Annotated in this window: 17 protein-coding genes; 13 read left to right on the forward strand and 4 right to left on the reverse strand. The window is 66.7% G+C overall.

Features of this window, described 5'->3' with window-relative positions; translation table 11 throughout:
• The first annotated feature begins 6 nt into the window (after positions 1–6).
• The gene (locus tag ACOGJB_RS05690) at positions 7–828 is read left to right on the forward strand and encodes an enoyl-CoA hydratase-related protein (RefSeq protein ID WP_419839843.1); all 822 of its coding nucleotides are present in this window, start codon (positions 7–9) and stop codon (positions 826–828) included.
• Positions 829–861: 33 nt separating this feature from the next.
• On the opposite strand, the gene ACOGJB_RS05695 is transcribed toward ACOGJB_RS05690, so the two are convergent.
• Positions 862–2,661, reverse strand: coding sequence for a PEP-utilizing enzyme (locus tag ACOGJB_RS05695; protein WP_419839844.1), 1,800 nt, complete (start codon positions 2,659–2,661; stop codon positions 862–864).
• A 136-nt stretch (positions 2,662–2,797) separates the two neighbouring features.
• Between ACOGJB_RS05695 and ACOGJB_RS05700 the strand changes: the two genes are divergently transcribed.
• On the forward strand, positions 2,798–3,817 hold the full coding sequence (locus ACOGJB_RS05700; protein ID WP_419839845.1) for an MBL fold metallo-hydrolase: 1,020 nt from the start codon (positions 2,798–2,800) through the stop codon (positions 3,815–3,817).
• A 3-nt stretch (positions 3,818–3,820) separates the two neighbouring features.
• Positions 3,821–4,480 carry an endonuclease NucS gene (gene nucS / locus ACOGJB_RS05705; RefSeq protein WP_419839846.1) on the forward strand — a complete coding sequence of 220 codons (660 nt, stop codon included), beginning with the start codon at positions 3,821–3,823 and terminating at the stop codon, positions 4,478–4,480.
• A 117-nt stretch (positions 4,481–4,597) separates the two neighbouring features.
• On the opposite strand, the gene ACOGJB_RS05710 is transcribed toward nucS, so the two are convergent.
• A complete protein-coding gene (locus ACOGJB_RS05710) occupies positions 4,598–5,479 on the reverse strand; it encodes a MaoC/PaaZ C-terminal domain-containing protein (RefSeq protein ID WP_419839847.1) in 882 nt (293 codons plus the stop codon).
• Positions 5,480–5,663: 184 nt separating this feature from the next.
• Positions 5,664–6,581 (reverse strand): SDR family oxidoreductase, encoded by a 918-nt coding sequence (locus ACOGJB_RS05715; protein ID WP_419839848.1) that lies wholly within the window; start codon positions 6,579–6,581, stop codon positions 5,664–5,666.
• A 144-nt stretch (positions 6,582–6,725) separates the two neighbouring features.
• Between ACOGJB_RS05715 and ACOGJB_RS05720 the strand changes: the two genes are divergently transcribed.
• The 10 genes from ACOGJB_RS05720 (at position 6,726) to ACOGJB_RS05765 (ending at position 16,365) form a co-directional block, all read left to right on the forward strand.
• Complete coding sequence (locus tag ACOGJB_RS05720) at positions 6,726–8,906, forward strand: VanW family protein (RefSeq protein ID WP_419839849.1); 2,181 nt, start codon at positions 6,726–6,728, stop codon at positions 8,904–8,906.
• A 4-nt stretch (positions 8,907–8,910) separates the two neighbouring features.
• The gene (locus tag ACOGJB_RS05725; protein ID WP_419839850.1) at positions 8,911–10,188 is read left to right on the forward strand and encodes a geranylgeranyl reductase family protein; all 1,278 of its coding nucleotides are present in this window, start codon (positions 8,911–8,913) and stop codon (positions 10,186–10,188) included.
• A gap of 16 nt (positions 10,189–10,204) precedes the next feature.
• Complete coding sequence (coaA, locus tag ACOGJB_RS05730) at positions 10,205–11,152, forward strand: type I pantothenate kinase (protein WP_419839851.1); 948 nt, start codon at positions 10,205–10,207, stop codon at positions 11,150–11,152.
• Positions 11,153–11,170: 18 nt separating this feature from the next.
• Positions 11,171–11,656 carry an HIT family protein gene (locus ACOGJB_RS05735; RefSeq protein ID WP_419839852.1) on the forward strand — a complete coding sequence of 162 codons (486 nt, stop codon included), beginning with the start codon at positions 11,171–11,173 and terminating at the stop codon, positions 11,654–11,656.
• Between the two features lie 85 nt (positions 11,657–11,741).
• Positions 11,742–12,539 (forward strand): enoyl-CoA hydratase/isomerase family protein, encoded by a 798-nt coding sequence (locus ACOGJB_RS05740; RefSeq protein ID WP_419839853.1) that lies wholly within the window; start codon positions 11,742–11,744, stop codon positions 12,537–12,539.
• Positions 12,540–12,568: 29 nt separating this feature from the next.
• Positions 12,569–13,807, forward strand: coding sequence for a CaiB/BaiF CoA transferase family protein (locus ACOGJB_RS05745; RefSeq protein ID WP_419839854.1), 1,239 nt, complete (start codon positions 12,569–12,571; stop codon positions 13,805–13,807).
• Positions 13,808–13,928: 121 nt separating this feature from the next.
• Entirely contained in the window at positions 13,929–14,894 is a 966-nt protein-coding gene (gene map / locus ACOGJB_RS05750) for a type I methionyl aminopeptidase (RefSeq protein ID WP_419839855.1), read from the forward strand.
• Positions 14,895–14,984: 90 nt separating this feature from the next.
• Positions 14,985–15,287 carry a LysM peptidoglycan-binding domain-containing protein gene (locus ACOGJB_RS05755; RefSeq protein WP_419839856.1) on the forward strand — a complete coding sequence of 101 codons (303 nt, stop codon included), beginning with the start codon at positions 14,985–14,987 and terminating at the stop codon, positions 15,285–15,287.
• Entirely contained in the window at positions 15,284–15,727 is a 444-nt protein-coding gene (locus ACOGJB_RS05760; RefSeq protein WP_419839857.1) for a LysM peptidoglycan-binding domain-containing protein, read from the forward strand. Before ACOGJB_RS05755 ends, ACOGJB_RS05760 begins: the two co-directional genes overlap by 4 nt.
• Complete coding sequence (locus ACOGJB_RS05765) at positions 15,727–16,365, forward strand: phosphatase PAP2 family protein (protein ID WP_419839858.1); 639 nt, start codon at positions 15,727–15,729, stop codon at positions 16,363–16,365. The genes ACOGJB_RS05760 and ACOGJB_RS05765 overlap by 1 nt, the downstream gene beginning before the upstream one ends.
• A 71-nt stretch (positions 16,366–16,436) precedes the next feature.
• Here ACOGJB_RS05765 and ACOGJB_RS05770 read toward each other — a convergent pair whose 3' ends face one another.
• A complete protein-coding gene (locus ACOGJB_RS05770) occupies positions 16,437–16,661 on the reverse strand; it encodes a hypothetical protein (RefSeq protein ID WP_419839859.1) in 225 nt (74 codons plus the stop codon).
• Positions 16,662–16,741 lie beyond the last annotated feature (80 nt).

Here is a 16,741-nt window from a genome sequence, read left to right on the forward strand (position 1 = left end):
GGACACATGGAACTGAAGGCGACGAAGTACTCCGTGGAGGGGCCAGTTGCGACGCTGACGCTCTCGCGCCCGCATCGACGCAACGCCTGGACGGGCCGGATGCACACCGAAATGCGTTGGGTGCTGGAACAGGCCGAGCGAGACCCGCAAGTACGCGTGGTCGTTGTCACCGGCGAGGGACGCGACTTCTGCGTCGGTGCCGACACGCAGGCGCTGGAAGGCCACGAGGACAAGGGTGGCTACGACCCCGGCACGGCCCCCGACCTGGCGATGCCGGGCTATGGCGTTGCACCCGAATTCGATCAGAACTTCGCGTTCATGATGGCGATGGAGACGGTGACCGTCGCCGCTGTGAACGGCGCGGCGGCAGGTGCCGGACTCGTGCTCGCCTGCTATTGCGACCTGCGTTTCGCTGCAGCCGACGCCAAGCTCACAACAGCGCACGGACCCTTGGGTCTGCCCGCCGAGTTCGGCCTGTCGTGGGTGCTGCCTCGCCTCGTCGGCATCACACGATCGAATGATCTGCTGCTGTCGAGCCGCAAGATCCTGGCGTCGGAAACCGAAGGCTGGGGCTTGTTCAACGAGATCGTGGAGGCGTCCGAGCTCATGGACCACGTGTACGCATACGCGTACGACATGGCGGCGCGGGTCGCGCCCAGCTCGCTCGCCACGACGAAACGGCAGATCTACCTGGACCAGCATCGAGACGTCGGGACTGCAGTGGCAGAGTCGGACAGGCTGCTCGACGAGATGATCCCCAGCCCTGACTATCGCGAGGGCGTACGCGCGCTCACCGAGCGCCGCCTGCCGCAGTGGCCTGCCCGCTGACGGGAGACACCTCCACCACAGTGACGCCTCGCGTCACACCTCCAGCACAGTGATCGTGCCGGTGTCGCCGTTCACTTCGATGAGCGCACCATCGGGAATGCGTCCCGTCGCGCCGGTCGCGGAGATGACGCAAGGCAGACCCAGTTCGCGGCTGACGATGACGGAGTGACTGAGTGCCGCGCCGACGTCCACGACCACGGCGCCCGCACTGACGAACAACGGTGTCCACGACGGATCGGTCAGCGGTGCGACGAGCACATCGCCGGGCGCCAGCGCCGTCGGGTCACTGCTGTCGAGCACCACACGGGCACGCCCACGCGCCACCCCGGGACAACCGGGCAGGCCGGCGAGCCTCTCCCCCGCCGAGAGCAGCGGCAATTGGGCAGCACCCCGTCTGGGCCACTCAGCCATCGGCGGCGGGTCGCCGACGATGACGAACGGTTCCTGGCGCGACACGGCGTCGTCCCACTTCGCCTGACGCTCGGCGATGACCTCTGCCCAGCCGGTCGGATCATCGAGCATCTCGTGAACCTCAGACAGCCGCAGCATGCCGAACTCGGTCACCGAGTTGAATTGCCCCCGCTCGACAAGTCGCCGGCCCAGCACCCGTGAAGCGATGCGGCACTCGTTCACGTAACGCACGCAGTTCGTCTTGGTGCGCTCACGCCCCGGCAGATACACAGCCGCTGCCCCGAGCGCGAGGTTGAACTGCATCTGCGTCTCGGGATCGGCCTCCAGCGCTGCGGAGATCTCTGCAGCCAGCGCCTCACGCTGCGCGGTCAGCGCAGAGCGCCGCAGCGCGGGCTCGGCGTCAGCGGGCGCCAGTCGCATGCGGTCGATGGCCGCCAAAGCGAGGTCGGGGTCGGTCTCCCAGGTCGGGCAGCTCATCTCCCACTCGTTCGGTCCTCGCGAGCCAAACTCATAGACGAACGAGTCGAATGCCTCGTTGAACGCCGCGATCTCTCCGGACGGGTCCTCGGTGCCGTCCGCAGTCAAGCGGTCGGCCAGGCCCGCCGGTCCGGCGTCGAACAACGCACCCAATGCACTCGACGCCGCAACCTGCCGTCCCAACGCCCACATGGCATCCGATGGCGCGGCCGAAGCAACGTCTCCGTACCCGGCTACCAGCTTGAGCGTGTCTTCGGGCCTGCCCATCGCGTCGCAGACCTGCTCGATCGCGCCGAGAGGCACCGCCGCCAGAAACGACACCTTCAGGTGGCGCGCGAACAGCAGCCGGAATCCGGCACCGTCGCCGTAGCCCGATTCGAGGAAGTCGCTCATCCAATCGATGATCTCGTGGTCGCCCATCTGGGCGAAGTCGGGTCGCTGCGCGCGCAACTCGGCGATATTGGCCTCGTCGGCAAGCACTTCGGGCAGCGCCGGTGCCGTGAACAGCATCAGGAAGGTCTCGCCGATGCGCTGGGACGCCTCGGCGCTGGCGTCATCGGGATGCGGTTCGTACGGCGGGATGCCCGGTTGCTCGCCGAAGAAGGTCCGATCGACCGTGTCCACGTCGATGCCAGGTGCGCGGGCGCCGAACACGCGCCCTACCGCGGCGTTGAGGTAGGTGTAGCCGCCGAAGACGCCCAAGAACACGCAGTCGTCCGGATCGAACTCGTCGTAGTCGAACGCGCCCATCTCCACGTAGGCATCGCGGAACCCCAGCTCGGACATGCGTATGCCGTCGTCGTTCTGGATTGCGAAGTCGAAGGTGCTCATCCTCACCGGATCAGGGAAGACCTCGCCCACGTTGGCGCGAGTCCAGATGGGGTAGCGCCCAGAGGGCTTCGTGCCCACGAAGTAGCCGCCGCTTCGATCTGTCAGATCCGCCATGTTCCCTCCCGACGGTGCCGAACCCCTAAGCACAGCGGGTCGGGCAGCCGCCTCCCCCTCATGGCGGCTACCCGACCAGGCCGTGATGTGATGCTAGACCGTCACGCACGCGTTGCGACCAACGGGGAGGCGGCTGATGCCGGTGACCATTGAGCACTACCGGGATCTGGGCGAGTTCGACTATGGCGTCGCTGACCAGGTGTCACCGATGATCCGTCGGGTCATCTGCAAGAACCCGACGCCGTTCACCTATCGAGGCACCGGTACCTACATCGTCGGGCGCGGCGAGGTAGCGGTGATCGACGCCGGCCCGCCGCTCGCGAGCCACCTCGACGATGTCCTCGCGGCGCTCGAGCCGGGCGAAACGGTGAGCGCCGCCCTGGTGACGCACACCCACAGCGATCACTCGCCCCTGACGGGCGATCTCGTCGCGGCAACGGGCGCACTGAGCTACGGCTACGGGCCCCATGCCAGCGCCTGGAAACTCGATCCTGACGATCGCGTCGACTTCTCCGGCTACATCAGCGCCGAAGAACAGGAGAAGTATCAGGCCGAATTCGACGAGCTGCCCGAGGAGCTGAAACGGGAAGGCGCCGACACCGAATTCGTCCCCGATGTCGCGCTGGTCGACGGCGACATCGTCGCCGGTGGCGACTGGACGCTGCGCGCAGTGCACACCCCCGGCCACTGCTCGAACCACCTCTGCTACGAGCTGGCGCAGGAGAATGCACTCTTCTCGGGCGACCACGTGATGGGCTGGGCGACGAGCGTCGTCGGACCGCCGGACGGCTCGATGCAGGACTATCTCGATTCGCTGGCGAAGCTGCTGGAGTTCGACCACGAGCGCTACTGGCCGACTCATGGCCCGCCCATCACTGAGCCGACGGCATACGTGCGCTCGTTCATCGCCCACCGCAGCGAACGCGAGCGCCAGATCATCGAGCACCTCCGGGCGGGGCCGTGCCGCATCGCGGACTTCGTGCCGAAGATGTACGAGGCCTACGACAAGCGGCTGTGGTATCCCGCTGCGAGCTCGGTCTACGCGCACATGCTGCATCTCACCGAGACCGGTCGGGCGCGTGTGCTCGACGCTGAAGGCCGCGATGGGGGCGAGCCCAAGCTCACGTCGGTCTACGAGCTGACCGCGGCCGCATAGATAGTGCGGCTGGTCATCGCTCGCTGCACCGTCGACTACTCGGGCCGGCTCGACGCGCACCTGCCTGAAGCAGTTCGGTTGATCATGGTGAAAGCCGACGGCTGCGTGGCCATCCATGCCGACGGGGGCGCATACAAGCCGCTGAACTGGATGAACGCGCCCAACCGGCTCGTGTGCGAGCCCGAAATGTGGCGCGTTACGAACGACAAGGGGGAGCGTCTCGAGATCCGTCTCGCCGAGGTGCTCAGCGACACTGCGCATGACATGGGCATCGATCCCGGCCTCGAGCGCGACGGGGTGGAAGCCCACCTGCAGGAACTGGTGGCCGCCCATCCCGAGACGCTGGCCGAGGGCGCGATGCTGGTACGGCGCGAGTACCCGACCGGCATCGGTCCGGTGGACCTGCTGTGCCGGGACCGCGACGGCGCGACGCTGGCGGTGGAGATCAAGCGGCGCGGCGAGATCGACGGGGTCGAGCAGCTGTGCCGCTATCTCGAATACCTGAACCGGGATGCTCGCTTGGCGCCTGTCAACGGCGTCTTCGCTGCACAGGAGATCAAGCCCCAAGCGCGGGTTCTTGCGGCCGATCGGGGCATCCGCTGCGTCGTGCTCGACTACGACGAGCTACGCGGCATCACCAGCGACGCTCTGAAGCTGTTCTGAGCGGTCACGCCGATACGCGCGCCCGCTGTGGAGGCGGCGGAACCCTCTGCTCCCGCGATCCGGCCGGTCGCAACGTCGCAGAGTCTCCCGCCGCCTCCACAGCTTGGGCATCTGTTCTCAGGCGTAGGTGCACAAACCGTTGTCAATGACGACGCGCTGTTCGTCGGTGCCCTTCTGGGCGACCGTGCGGTAGATCGCGCGGCCTTCGCCGTCGTCCCACACCCCGATGGTCAGCTCGTCGCCAGGAAACACCGGTGCGGAGAAACGCGAATCCATCGACCGGAATCGCGATGGATCACCCTCGCACAAGGTGTGCAGCAGCGCCCGGCCGGTGAAGCCATAGGTGCACAGACCGTGCAGAATCGGCTTGGGGAAGCCTGCGAGCTCGGTGGCGAACCACGGATCGCTGTGCAACGGGTTGTAGTCGCCGCTGAGCCGGTACGTGAGCGCTTGATCGGAACGGGTCCGGTACGAGATCTCGTAGTCAGGATCGCGGTCGGGCGCGCTCACCAGCGGAGTCGTGCTGCCCGCCTCGCCGCCGAATCCGCCTGAACCGCGGATCACGACCGAGCTGCGCAGCTCGAAGATGACATCGCCGCTGTCCGGATCGACTGCTGATGCCTCGGTGTCAATGATGGCGTTCCGGCCCTCACCCTTGTCCCACATTCCAGCGATGCGGTCGGTGATCTCGACGGAACCCTCGGTGGGAATCGGCTTATGGACGGTGATCCCCTGACTGCCGTGAAGCAGCTTGCCCCAGTCCAGATCACCGGCGTTGGCCATGGCGCCGCCGGCGCCAAATCCGATGACGACGCCCTGGGTCGGGAACGCCTGGTGGGTGATGTCCTTGGAGTTATGGGTGGTGAACTCCAGCTCGGATCCGAAGGGATCCTCCGCGCCGGCACCGATGCCGACGGCATACAGCAACGAGTCGCGGAATGTCCACGACCGCTTCGTCGGCGTGCCCGTGGCACCGACCGCATCCGGATTGAGTCCCATTTTCGATGTCCTTTCCAGAGATATTGACGTCAGTTTCTCAGAGGCTGAGCTGATAAGCGAAGCCGTGGCCCGAGCGGCCCGTGAGCGACAGCGAACAAGAGCGGAGAACCAGCTGGTGTGACGACCGGAAGGTTCACCTATCCGCGCGCCCTCTCAGGCTGTTGCGCCAGCGGAACCAAGTGGCTCAGTCCGCCACCCCGCCATCGGCGGGTGCGCCGTTCATGCCGCTGTTGAGCCGAGCGTCGCGCACCAGCTGCCGGGCCGCGTCGCCGATCTTGGTCGGGTCGTCGATGGCATCGATGGTCGGGCCCCGCTCCCATCCTTCGGCGATCGCCAGCATCCGGCCGGAGGCCTCGAAGACTCGACCCGAGACGCCGGCCGCCTCCGCTGAGCACAGCCACGTCACGATCGGTGCGATGTACCGCGGGTGCATCATGGCTTGGTCTTCCTCGGAGGCCTCGCCCATGCCCAAGTCCTCGGTCATGCGCGTGAGTGCACCAGGTGCAACTGCGTTGACCCGAACGCCATAGCGCGCCAATTCACGCGCAGCGATGATCGTGAAGGCTGCAATGCCCATCTTGGCTGCGCCGTAGTTGGTCTGTCCCGGATTGCCGTAGATGCCCGAGACCGAGGTCGTGTTCACGATCGACGCGTTGACCTGCTCGCCTGCCTTCGCCTTCTCCCGCCAGTACGAGCTGGCCCAGCGAGCGGGCGCAAACGTGCCCTTGAGGTGAACCTTGATCACCGCATCCCACTCGGCTTCGGTCATGTTCACGAGCATCCGGTCACGCAGGATGCCGGCGTTGTTCACAACACCGTGCAGATCGCCGAAGGTCTCGATGGCCTGATTCACCAGCCGCTGGGCGCCCTCCCAGTCCGAGACGTCGTCGCCGTTGGCAACCGCTTCGCCGCCTAGCGCCTGGATCTCGCTGACGACTTCATCGGCGGGACCCAGGTCGGCGCCGGTGCCGTCGCGGGCACCGCCCAAATCGTTGCAGACCACCTTCGCCCCGTGCTCGGCCAGCATCAGGCAGTGTTCACGCCCGATGCCCCGGGCACCTCCGGTCACGATGACAATCCGACCTTCGCACAGCTTGCTCATGGTGTGGTGAGTCCTTTCCCTTGATACCGCTGCCGGAACGAAGCGGCACCCTCGCGCAGCCTGCAAGGCGGTGCCGACGGCCCGGAGTATCGCACGCCTGCCGCGCCGCCCGCAGGCCGCGAGTGACCCGTACGATCAACCCTCGTGCACTGGCCGACGTGGGCCCCTCGCTGGTCGATCATCACTGCGGCCGCAATCCTGGTTGCGTCGATCCTTGGAACGGCCGTACTGGCGCTGCGAGACCCCGCAGATGCTCCTCCCGAGACGGCGCCCCCAACATCTGCCGCACCCACAACGACGAGCGCCGCGGCCGTCGTTCCCACGGCGGCGCCCGGAGCGCCGACCGAGGTCAGCCCCGACACGGTCCATCTGCGAATTGCCGCACTCGCAACTGAACTGGCGAGCACGCCTGTGGTGGTGCGCACCGATACCGGCGAGGTGCAGATCACGGTTGCCGACCTTGGCATTGCGCTGGAAGGCGACGCCACCTACAACGCAGTGCGGGAACTGCGGACAGGCGGCACCGAAGTCGCCGACGGAGCCGAAGAGTCGTGGGTTGCGTGGTCCACTGACCCTCAGTTCACCGAACGCCGCTACCGCGTCGACCGGTCGAGGGCCCACGCCACGCTGGCCAACGCCACCGACCTCGGCGTGACCGCGACTCCCCCATCCGTTGTCGTCGTCAATGGCACGCTCGCTGTCGATCTCGGCGGTCCCGGTCAAGTTGTCGACGCAGATGCCATCGTGGACCAGGTGCTTGCTGGCATCGCGCGCTCCTTCACGCGTATCGAGATCGCCGCAGAGCTGACCGAGAGCGAGCCGCTGGCCTACACGCCGGAAATGCAGGAGGCCGTCAATACGGCGCACCAGAACTATGGGCGCAGCCTCATCGTCGCGTACGGGGATGCGACCCACGAACTCACCATCGAGACAATCGCCGGCTGGCTCCACCTCGACGCGAACGCGACACCTCCCCTGATCAAGTTCGACGACGCGCAGATCGGGCCGTACCTCGACGAGGTGTTTGCCGCAGCCTCGGCGCCTCTCACCACTGCCGCCATGGCCGTCTTCAGTGGTGTGCCGACGGTGGTGGCGAGCGACGGCAGCGTCACATGCTGCGCCGACGATGTGGGCGCGTTGATCTCCGAAGCACTGCTGGCGCGCGTCGAAGGCCCGCTCGCGCTGCCGTCGCGCCCTGCAGTAAGCCGGGAGGAGCAGGCGTATCTGGAATCGCTGGGCATCGTCGAGCTCGTCGCCACGTTCACGACAAAGCACGCGTGCTGCCAGGGCCGCGTCGAGAACATCCAACGCTTCGCCGACCTCATGCGGGGCGCAATCGTCGAGTCCGGCCAGAGCCTCTCGCTGAACGGGCACGTCGGCAGACGGACTGAGGCGAAGGGCTTCGTGGAAGGCGGCTTCATCGAGAAGGGCGTGGTCGTCGACGACATCGGCGGCGGGGTGTCGCAATTCGCCACCACAATCTTCAATGCCCTGATCCGGGCGGGAATGACTATCGAGGAGTACCAGACGCACTCGCTGTACCTCAGCCGCTACCCGTTCGGGCTCGACCCCACTATCTCCTATCCCAAGCCCGATCTCAGGTTCGCCAATCCGACGCCATACGGCTTGCTCATCTGGCCGACATACACCGACACTTCCATCACCGTCGAGCTGTACTCCACCCGCAACGTCGAGGTCACCATCGGTGAGCCCGAAGAGGAAATGCGGGAATTCTGTCGACGAGTCCGCACGGAGCGAACACGAGTGTTCTCCGACGGCACCGCGGACACAGACACGTTCCATGCTCGGTACCGCCCCGAGGAGGGGCGGGACTGCGACGGCACGCGTTCGGTGCCGAGACAGTGCGTGGATCCCCTGCTGGCGACCTCGGACTCGCGAAGCAACGGGTCTGCGCCCGACGGCGAGGCGGCCGAGGACGCAGGAGGCGCCGCCGAAGAGGCTGAACAAGACTTGGTCGACGACGGCAGCGAGCGCGCAGACGGGTCGGTCGTGGAATGCCCACCGCTCGAATGCGTTGAACAGCCCGGCGAACGCGAATCAGAACTGCCGCGCTATCCGGATGATCCCTGCCTCGGCGTCGACCTCGCCACGTTGGTCCCCGGCGACGAGACCGGCGACGACGGCGACGGCGAGGGCGAGGGCGGGCCCGACGAGGGCGACGAGGGCGAGCCCACAGAATCTGAGAGCGAGCCCGACCAGGACGGCGAGGGCGACCCAGCAGAATCCGAGGACGAGCCCGAACAGCCCGAACAGCCCGACGATGCCGACGAAGTCACCGAGACCGTCGAACCGGGCGCGTCCTGAGTCGATGACTGGCGTTGATGTCCTGATCGTGGGCGCCGGACCCGCAGGCGCATCCACCGCCGTGTGGGCCCGGCGTGCAGGGCTCGAGGTCATGCTCGTGGACCGCGCGGCGTCAGGGCGTGACAAGTGCTGCGGCGACGGCCTCACTGCGCTCGCGCTGCGCGAGCTCGACTCGCTGGGCCTGCTGCCCGAACAGATGAGCTCGTGGATGGGTGTGGCCGCTGCGTGGGTTCGCACGCCTCGCGGGCGTGTCATGCGCCTGCCGCTGCCGATGGGATGCGGGCAGTTCGCAAGCGTCTGCCGGCGAGCCGAACTCGATGCAGGTCTTGTCGACCTTGCGGTGCGTGCTCAGGCCGACGTTCGCCTTGGCGTCGCCTTCGAAGGCTTCGATGATCCGGGAGCGTCAGCGAGCACGGCCGGGGTCCGGCTCAGCGACGGCAGCGTGGTGCGTGCCAGATTCGTCGTGGCCGCCGACGGTGTCTATTCCACTGTTCGCAAGGCGCTCGGCATCGGTCCCCATCGCTACCGGGGCGACTGGCATGCATTCCGCGGCTACCTCCGGGCCCACGGCGCTGCAGCTCGCGACATGTGGGTGTGGTTCGAGCCTGACCTGCTGCCGGGATACGCTTGGTCGTTCCCGCTGGGCGACGGGCACGTCAATGTCGGCTTCGGCGTGCCCCGACGCTCCAGCGACGGCGGTCCCCACGACACGGGCACTCTGTCGGGAAGCGGGATCGCAGCTGTCTGGGCGAGCCTTACCGAGCGCCCTCACATCGCCGGCGTGCTCGGGCACCACGTACCCGACGGATCAACTCGCGCCTGGCCGATACCGGCGCGGTTGGAGGAATTGGAACTCGCGCGCGGGCGCACGCTGCTGTGCGGCGATGCGGCGGCGGCCGCCGACCCGCTGACCGGCGAAGGAATCGGCCAGGCCCTGCAGATGGGACGCATGGCAGCGGCCGCGATCGCGCGTGGCGGCCCGCCTCACAGCGTGACTGCTCGCTATGTACGCGAGGCCCGGGCCGAGTTCACCCTGGACCACCGGCTGGCGCGAGGCCTCAGCCGCGTCCTGGCCCACGAACGTCTGGCCGAGCTCTCGCTCGCAGCGGTCGACTGGTCCGGTTGGACACGCCGGCAGTTTGCACGCTGGATGTTCGAGGACTACCCGCGAGCGGCCCTCGCGACGCCCCGTCGTTGGCACCGGGGCATCACGACAGCACGGGGTGCATACGACCCAGGGTCGGGACCAGTTGCGGTCGAGGCCATGCGTTCGCCAAGCTAGGCGGGTGACGGACCCCATGACGTTCGACAGAACGCTCGATCTGGGCATCGATGACCGGCATTGCAGGTTCACCCGCGAGCAGTGGGCGAAGCTGCGAGACGCCACACCGCTGTCATTGACAGAAGCCGAACTCGAGACGCTGGCGGGCCTCGTCGAGCCAGTGACGCTCGACATGGTGCGCGACATCTACCTGCCGCTCTCACGCCTGTTGAACCTGCGTGTCGCAGCTAAACGCCAGCTGCGGGCCACCACCGAGGGCTTCTTCGGCAGGGTGCTGCCGCCGCGGCCCTATCTGATCGGCATCGGCGGGAGCGTCTCCGCAGGCAAGAGCACGACGGCACGCATCCTGCGAGCCGTGCTCGCGTCCTGGCCTGATCATCCCGAGGTGGACTTGGTCACGACGGACGGATTCCTGTTGCCGAACGCCGAGCTCACCGCGCGCGGCATTCTCGGACGCAAGGGATTCCCGGAGTCGTACCGACGCGGCGACTTGCGCGATTTCCTCCAACGGATTTCGAGCGGCGAGCCCGATGTCGCTGCGCCCGTCTACTCGCACAGCCTGTACGACGTGACCGACGAAGTCCAGCTCATCAACCAGCCGGACATCCTCATCGTCGAGGGACTGAACGTGCTGCAGACCGGGCCTCCGTCGAGCACGCCGTTCGTGTCGGATTTCTTCGACTTCACCATTTATGTCGACGCCGAGGCCAAAGACCTCGAAAGGTGGTACGTCGAACGCTTCCAGCAGCTGCGCAAGACGGTGTTCCGGGAGCAGTCCGCCTACTTCGCCCAGTTCGCCGATCTTCCCGCGTCCGCTGCGGACGCCGTCGCTCGTACGATCTGGCGCTCGATCAACCTTGTGAACCTGCAGGAGAACATCCTTCCGACACGGGCTCGAGCCGACCTCGTGCTCGCGAAAGGCCACGATCACGTCGTCGACCACGTCGAGCTCCGGTACCACTAAGCCCCGGTTTCTCGACTCGTGCTGAACCCTTCTGACGATGACGCGCCGGCTGCGGACCGGATGCCGGGCTGCACGTTCTGTTCGATCGTCGCAGGCGATATTGCAGCATTGCGCTTCTATGAAGATGAGCACGCCGTGGCCTTCATGGACCGCTTGCCGATGACTGTTGGTCACAGCCTCGTCATTCCGCGCCGGCATGTGACCGACGTCTGGGACCTCACTGACGACGATGCGGCACACGTGATGCAAGCAGCGCGGCGGGTGGCTGGCCTGGTGCGCGATCGGCTGCAGCCCGCAGGAGTGAACCTGCTCAACAACAATGGTGCGGCCGCGGACCAGACGCAGTTTCACTTCCATGTCCACGTGATTCCGCGCTACGGACGGGACCGGCTGCTGCACCCGTGGGAACGGATCTTTGCGCCCGCCGGCGAGATCGAATCGGCATACCGGTTGCTCAGTGCAGCGGACCCGCAGGCCCGGGCGGCTGCCACCCCACGCAACTAACGCAGCGCATCACTGCTACGGGGCCGCTTCACAACTGGTCGCAGACCCGGGCGACTGCCGCCCCAAAGAACTAGCTTCAAGCGCCATGAACGACCGCTACGCCCCATTCTCCGCGCTTGCGATCACGGGTCCTGACGACGACGGCGTGCTCGAGATCGTGATCGACACGCCGGGCCGGCTGAACTCGGTCGACGCGCCGAAGCACTTGGCGCTCGCTGATGTGTGGCGGGCGGTCGACGACGATCCTGACACCCGGGTAGCGGTGATCCGGGGGGCCAACGGCACGTTTTCCGCCGGCGGCGACCTGGACATGATCCAAGAGATCATGGACGACTTCGAGACGCGCCAGCGGGCCCTTCGCGAGGCCCGCGACATCGTCTACAACATGATCAACTGCTCCAAGATCATCGTGTCGGCGATCGAAGGTGTGGCGGTCGGGGCCGGATTGGCGGCCGCACTCATGGCGGACATCTCCATCGCTGGACGAAACGCACGCATCGTGGACGGGCACACCAAGCTCGGCGTCGCCGCCGGCGACCATGCCGCGATCGTGTGGCCGATCCTGTGCGGCATGGCGAAATCGAAGTACTACCTGCTCACCTGCGACACGATCACCGGTGCCGAGGCCGACGACATGGGTCTGGTCAGCAAGGTGGTCGATGATGACGCCGTGATCGATGAGGCCTTCGCCGTCGCTCGCAAGCTCGCCAAGGGCAGCCAGAGTGCGATCCGCTGGACGAAGTACAGCCTCAACAACTGGATGCGGATGGCAGGGCCGATCTTCGACACCTCTGCTGCCTTGGAGATGCTGGGCTTCACCGGTGCTGATGTGCGGGAGGGTCACGCCGCCATCGTCGAGAAGCGCCGTCCGAACTTCGCCTGAGCTCAGCGCCGAATCAGAGAGACGACGACATGGCAATGCTGGATCCGCCCGATGAGGCGCACCTGACCGCACACGAGCGTGTAGCCCCGATGGCCGCCCAGAACTCGGGGCCGCTGCAAGGCGTTCGCATCATCGACTGCACCCATGCGTTGGCGGGGCCGTGGTCGACGATGATGCTGGCCGACTTGGGCGCTGATGTCATCAAGGTTGAGCCGCCGCGGGGCGAGCTGGCCCGCAAGATGGCGCCGTTCACTCGGGAGGACACCGAGCGCAACTTCGGCGCCGGGTTCGCCAACTACAACCGCAACAAGCGGGGCATCAAACTCGATCTCACCGACGACGACCAGCGTGAGCAATTCCTGCAGCTCGTCGAAACTGCGGACGCACTCGTCGAGAACATGCGCGCAGGGGTCATGGACGCGCTCGGAGTGGGCTGGGAGGTGCTCCATGAGCGCAACCCGAGGCTCGTCTATGGCGCCATCCGCGGCTTCGGCGACCCGCGTTCGGGCGAGAGCCCCTACGTGGACTGGCCCGCCTACGACGTGGTCGCCCAGGCCATGTCCGGCATGGTCTCGGCCACTGGGAGCGGCCCTGCCGACCGTCACGTCGTCGGCCCCTACATCGGCGACACCTACCCGGGCACGATCGGCGCCATGGGCGTGCTGGCGGCGCTGTTTCACGCGCAGCGAACGGGCGAGGGCCAATTCGTGGACGTGTCGATGGTCGACGCTGTGATGGCCTTGAGCGAAGTCGGGGTCACCCGCTACAGCGTGATGGGCCAGCCCGACACCCCGCCCAGCGGCAACAAGAACCAGTACATCGTGCCGTTCGACATCTTTGATACGTCCGATGGGGCAGTTGCCATCGGTGCGCCCACCGACAACCACTGGCGAGAGCTGGCAGTTGCCATCGGTCGGCCGGAGTGGGCCACTGCAGACGAGACCCGGACGCTTCGTGCGAGGTTTCATCACCGTGACATGATCATCAGCGCCATCACAGAATGGGCTGCATCGCACACCAACGCCGAGGTGCTCGAGGCAGTCGGCGGCAAAGTGCCGTGCGGCCCGGTGAATCACCCCCGCGACCTGTTCACCGATCCCCATGTTGCGGCCCGCGACATGCTGGTGGCGGTGGAGCAGCCGGTGGGCCGGCCGATTGTGCAGATCGCGCCGCCCATCCGCATGAGCGCCACACCGCCCGGCATCTACCGCCGTGCTCCCAAGCTCGGCGAGCACAATGATGAGGTGCTCGGCGAACTCGGCGACTGATCGCACCCGCTGGAGCGGAGGCAGGATCCGCGGCTCTCAACGCTCGACGACGGGGCGCCTGTGACCCACGGGTAGCGTGACCACAATGGGCAGGCGCAAGCGTCGGGTGCCAGCAGCGCGCATGAGGCCTCCTGGCTTCGAGCCGGTGGTCGCTGGCATGATCTCGCCCCGCCGAGCTGTTCCCCCGCATATTGCATTGCCGCCCTACGCGATCAGCGGCAAGTCCGGCACGGCCCCGAGCGGCGTGGCGCCGTCGGACAGCACCACCATCGAGGCGATGCGGCTGGCGGGTTCAGCCGCGCGGCGAGTGCTGAGTGCTGTGGCAGCGGAAATCGCACCGGGCGTGACCAGCGATCATCTCGACGAGGTCTGCCACGAGACGTGCATCGCCGAGGGCGGCTACCCGAGCCCGCTCAACTACAACGGATTCCCGAAATCGCTGTGCACCTCGGCCAACGAGATCATCTGCCACGGCATCCCAGACGACCGGCAGCTGCGCGACGGCGACATCGTGAATTGCGATGTGACGATCTACGTCGGCGGCGTGCACGGTGACCACTCCGAGACATTCCTGGTGGGCGATGTGGACGAGACCTCCCGGCGGCTCGTCGCAGTCACCCGCGAGTCGATGTATCACGGCATCGCGGCGGTCCGGCCGGGAGCTCAGGTGTGCGACATCGGCCGTGCTATCCAGGCTCGGGCCGAAGCGGAGGGTTACGGCGTCGTGCGCGAGTTCGTCGGCCATGGCATCGGGCAGATCTTCCACCGGCTGCCAAACATCCCGCACTACTTCGACCCCGCTGCGCGTACCGAGCTGGTGAAGGGCATGACCTTCACGGTGGAGCCGATGATCACGGCGGGCACACCTCGTGCTCAGCTCTGGCCTGACGGCTGGACCGCAATGACCGCCGACCGCAGTCGAACCGCGCAGTTCGAGCACACCGTGGTGGTCACCGACGACGGTGCCGAACTGCTCACCGTGACCCCCGACGAGCCGCAGCCTTTCCTGTCGGCAGATACGGCCAACAGGCTCAGCCCCGACAACTGGCCCCGGCAGCTAAATACTGCGGCCGTTCAGGCCCGTTGAGCCATGCCTCGAGTGCGTACTGCGGCGAGTGCTGCGTGCGTCCCCAAGTCATCCACCCCCGCGTTCGCCGCAAGGATCGCAGCGTTGCTGATGGCAGCAGCGACGCTCGGGGGAGCCTGCGGCTCCGAGCCAGACGCCGAACCGATCCCGACGACGCTCCCCGTACTGACGACACTGCACCCGCCGCTCACGACGACGACCATGGCCCCGCCCCTTCCTGAGCCTCGGTTCTACACGGTTCAGGAGAACGACACGCTCGGCAAGATCGCCAACCAATACGGCGTATCCGTGCAGGCGATCATGGAAGAGAACGGCAAAGTAGACACGGTGATCCTCATTGGAGAGCAGCTCGTCATTCCGGCGACTGTGGTCGGCGCAAACAGTTCGCAGTGACAGCGGCCGGTGACTTCTACTGCTCGAGGCGCTGGGGTGTCATGACGGCGGCGATCGCGCTTGCCGCGGTCGCCTTGGCACCTGGGTGCTCCCTGCTGCCGGGCGAATCCCGCACCGAAAGCGCGGCCACGACCGTTCCCGCACCAGTGGTGCCGTCGACCACCACTGAGCCGCCAGTACTGACGGAGTACACCGTGAAGCCGGGCGAATTTCTGATCAAGATCGCCGACGATCACGGCATTCACCTGAACGATCTCGTGCGGGTGAACAACATTGCCGACCCCACCAAGATCTTCGTCGGCCAGATCCTGCTGATCCCGCCGCCACCCGATCCGAGCGCAGGTCCGGCGCTCACCATTGCGCCTGCCACCGACCCCATTCTCCCGCCGCTCCTGCCGACCACCACTGCTGCGCCGATCACCCTTCCAGGACCGGGGTGATGTCGGCGCCGTCGGGGCCGGACGCGGCCACGCCGTTCGACCATGATGCGGTGGTGAACGGGCAAGCGCTCGATGCGCCGGGCAACGGGGCGCCGCCCGATGTCCTCAGCTCAGCGGCACGGCAGATCGCCCGCTTCGACAATGCTGTAGACCGGTGGTGGGAGGGCTTGCGGGGTCGCAAGCTGGTCGACCGCGTCATGTACGGCGCCTCCGATATCGGGGAGTTCAGCCAGCTGTGGCATGTGCTGGGCGCCATTCGCGCTTTGGGGCCGCGTCGGGAAGCCTCCGATGCGTTTCGGTTCAGCGCACTCATGGCGCTCGAATCGCTGGTCGTCAACCAAGGCATCAAGCGGCTCTTCGCCCGCAGCAGGCCTGCCACCGCGGCTGACAACCCGACTCGACACCGGTTGCGCCAGCCCATCAGCTCCAGCTTCCCTTCAGGGCATGCGTCGGCTGCGTTCTGCGCTTCGGTCGTGCTGTCGCAGCGGTCCCGTCTCGGTCTGCTCTACCGGCTGGCAGCCGTCATCGTGTCCACCTCACGCATCCATGTGCGCCTGCACCATGCGAGCGACGTCATTGCTGGAGCGGTTATCGGCGAGATCATCGGGCGCGTTGCCGCCCGGCTCATGCGGCGCTGAGCGGGCGTCGGCGCCCGCAAAATAAATCAGGTACGGGGCCGGCTTGCGGGGCAATCTGCTGTGACTGCCGCTCAGGCCCGGGCGACGTCCTGATCGGCCTTAGTGCCCGCTGCCAGATCGGCAGCGTCGTCGCCGCGGCGCAGCAGCGTCCGCACGTCGAGGAGCACATCGGTGACCTCGACCGAGGAGAGGAGCTCGCGGCTGAAAAAGTCGCCCAGCGCGCTGTCGATGACTTCGAGAGCGTCGGAGATGATCCGGGGCTCAGCGGTCCGAGTCGGTTCCGTTGTCTCGGTCATCTCTGTGCCCTCCCCGCTCCCGCCGTCTGCGCAGACGGCGTTGCTGGCTGTGAACCTCACCCTATCTCGCACCTAGCGCC

Origin of the sequence: Candidatus Poriferisodalis sp., from assembly GCF_965208895.1 — a bacterium.
Taxonomy (GTDB): domain Bacteria; phylum Actinomycetota; class Acidimicrobiia; order Acidimicrobiales; family Poriferisodalaceae; genus Poriferisodalis.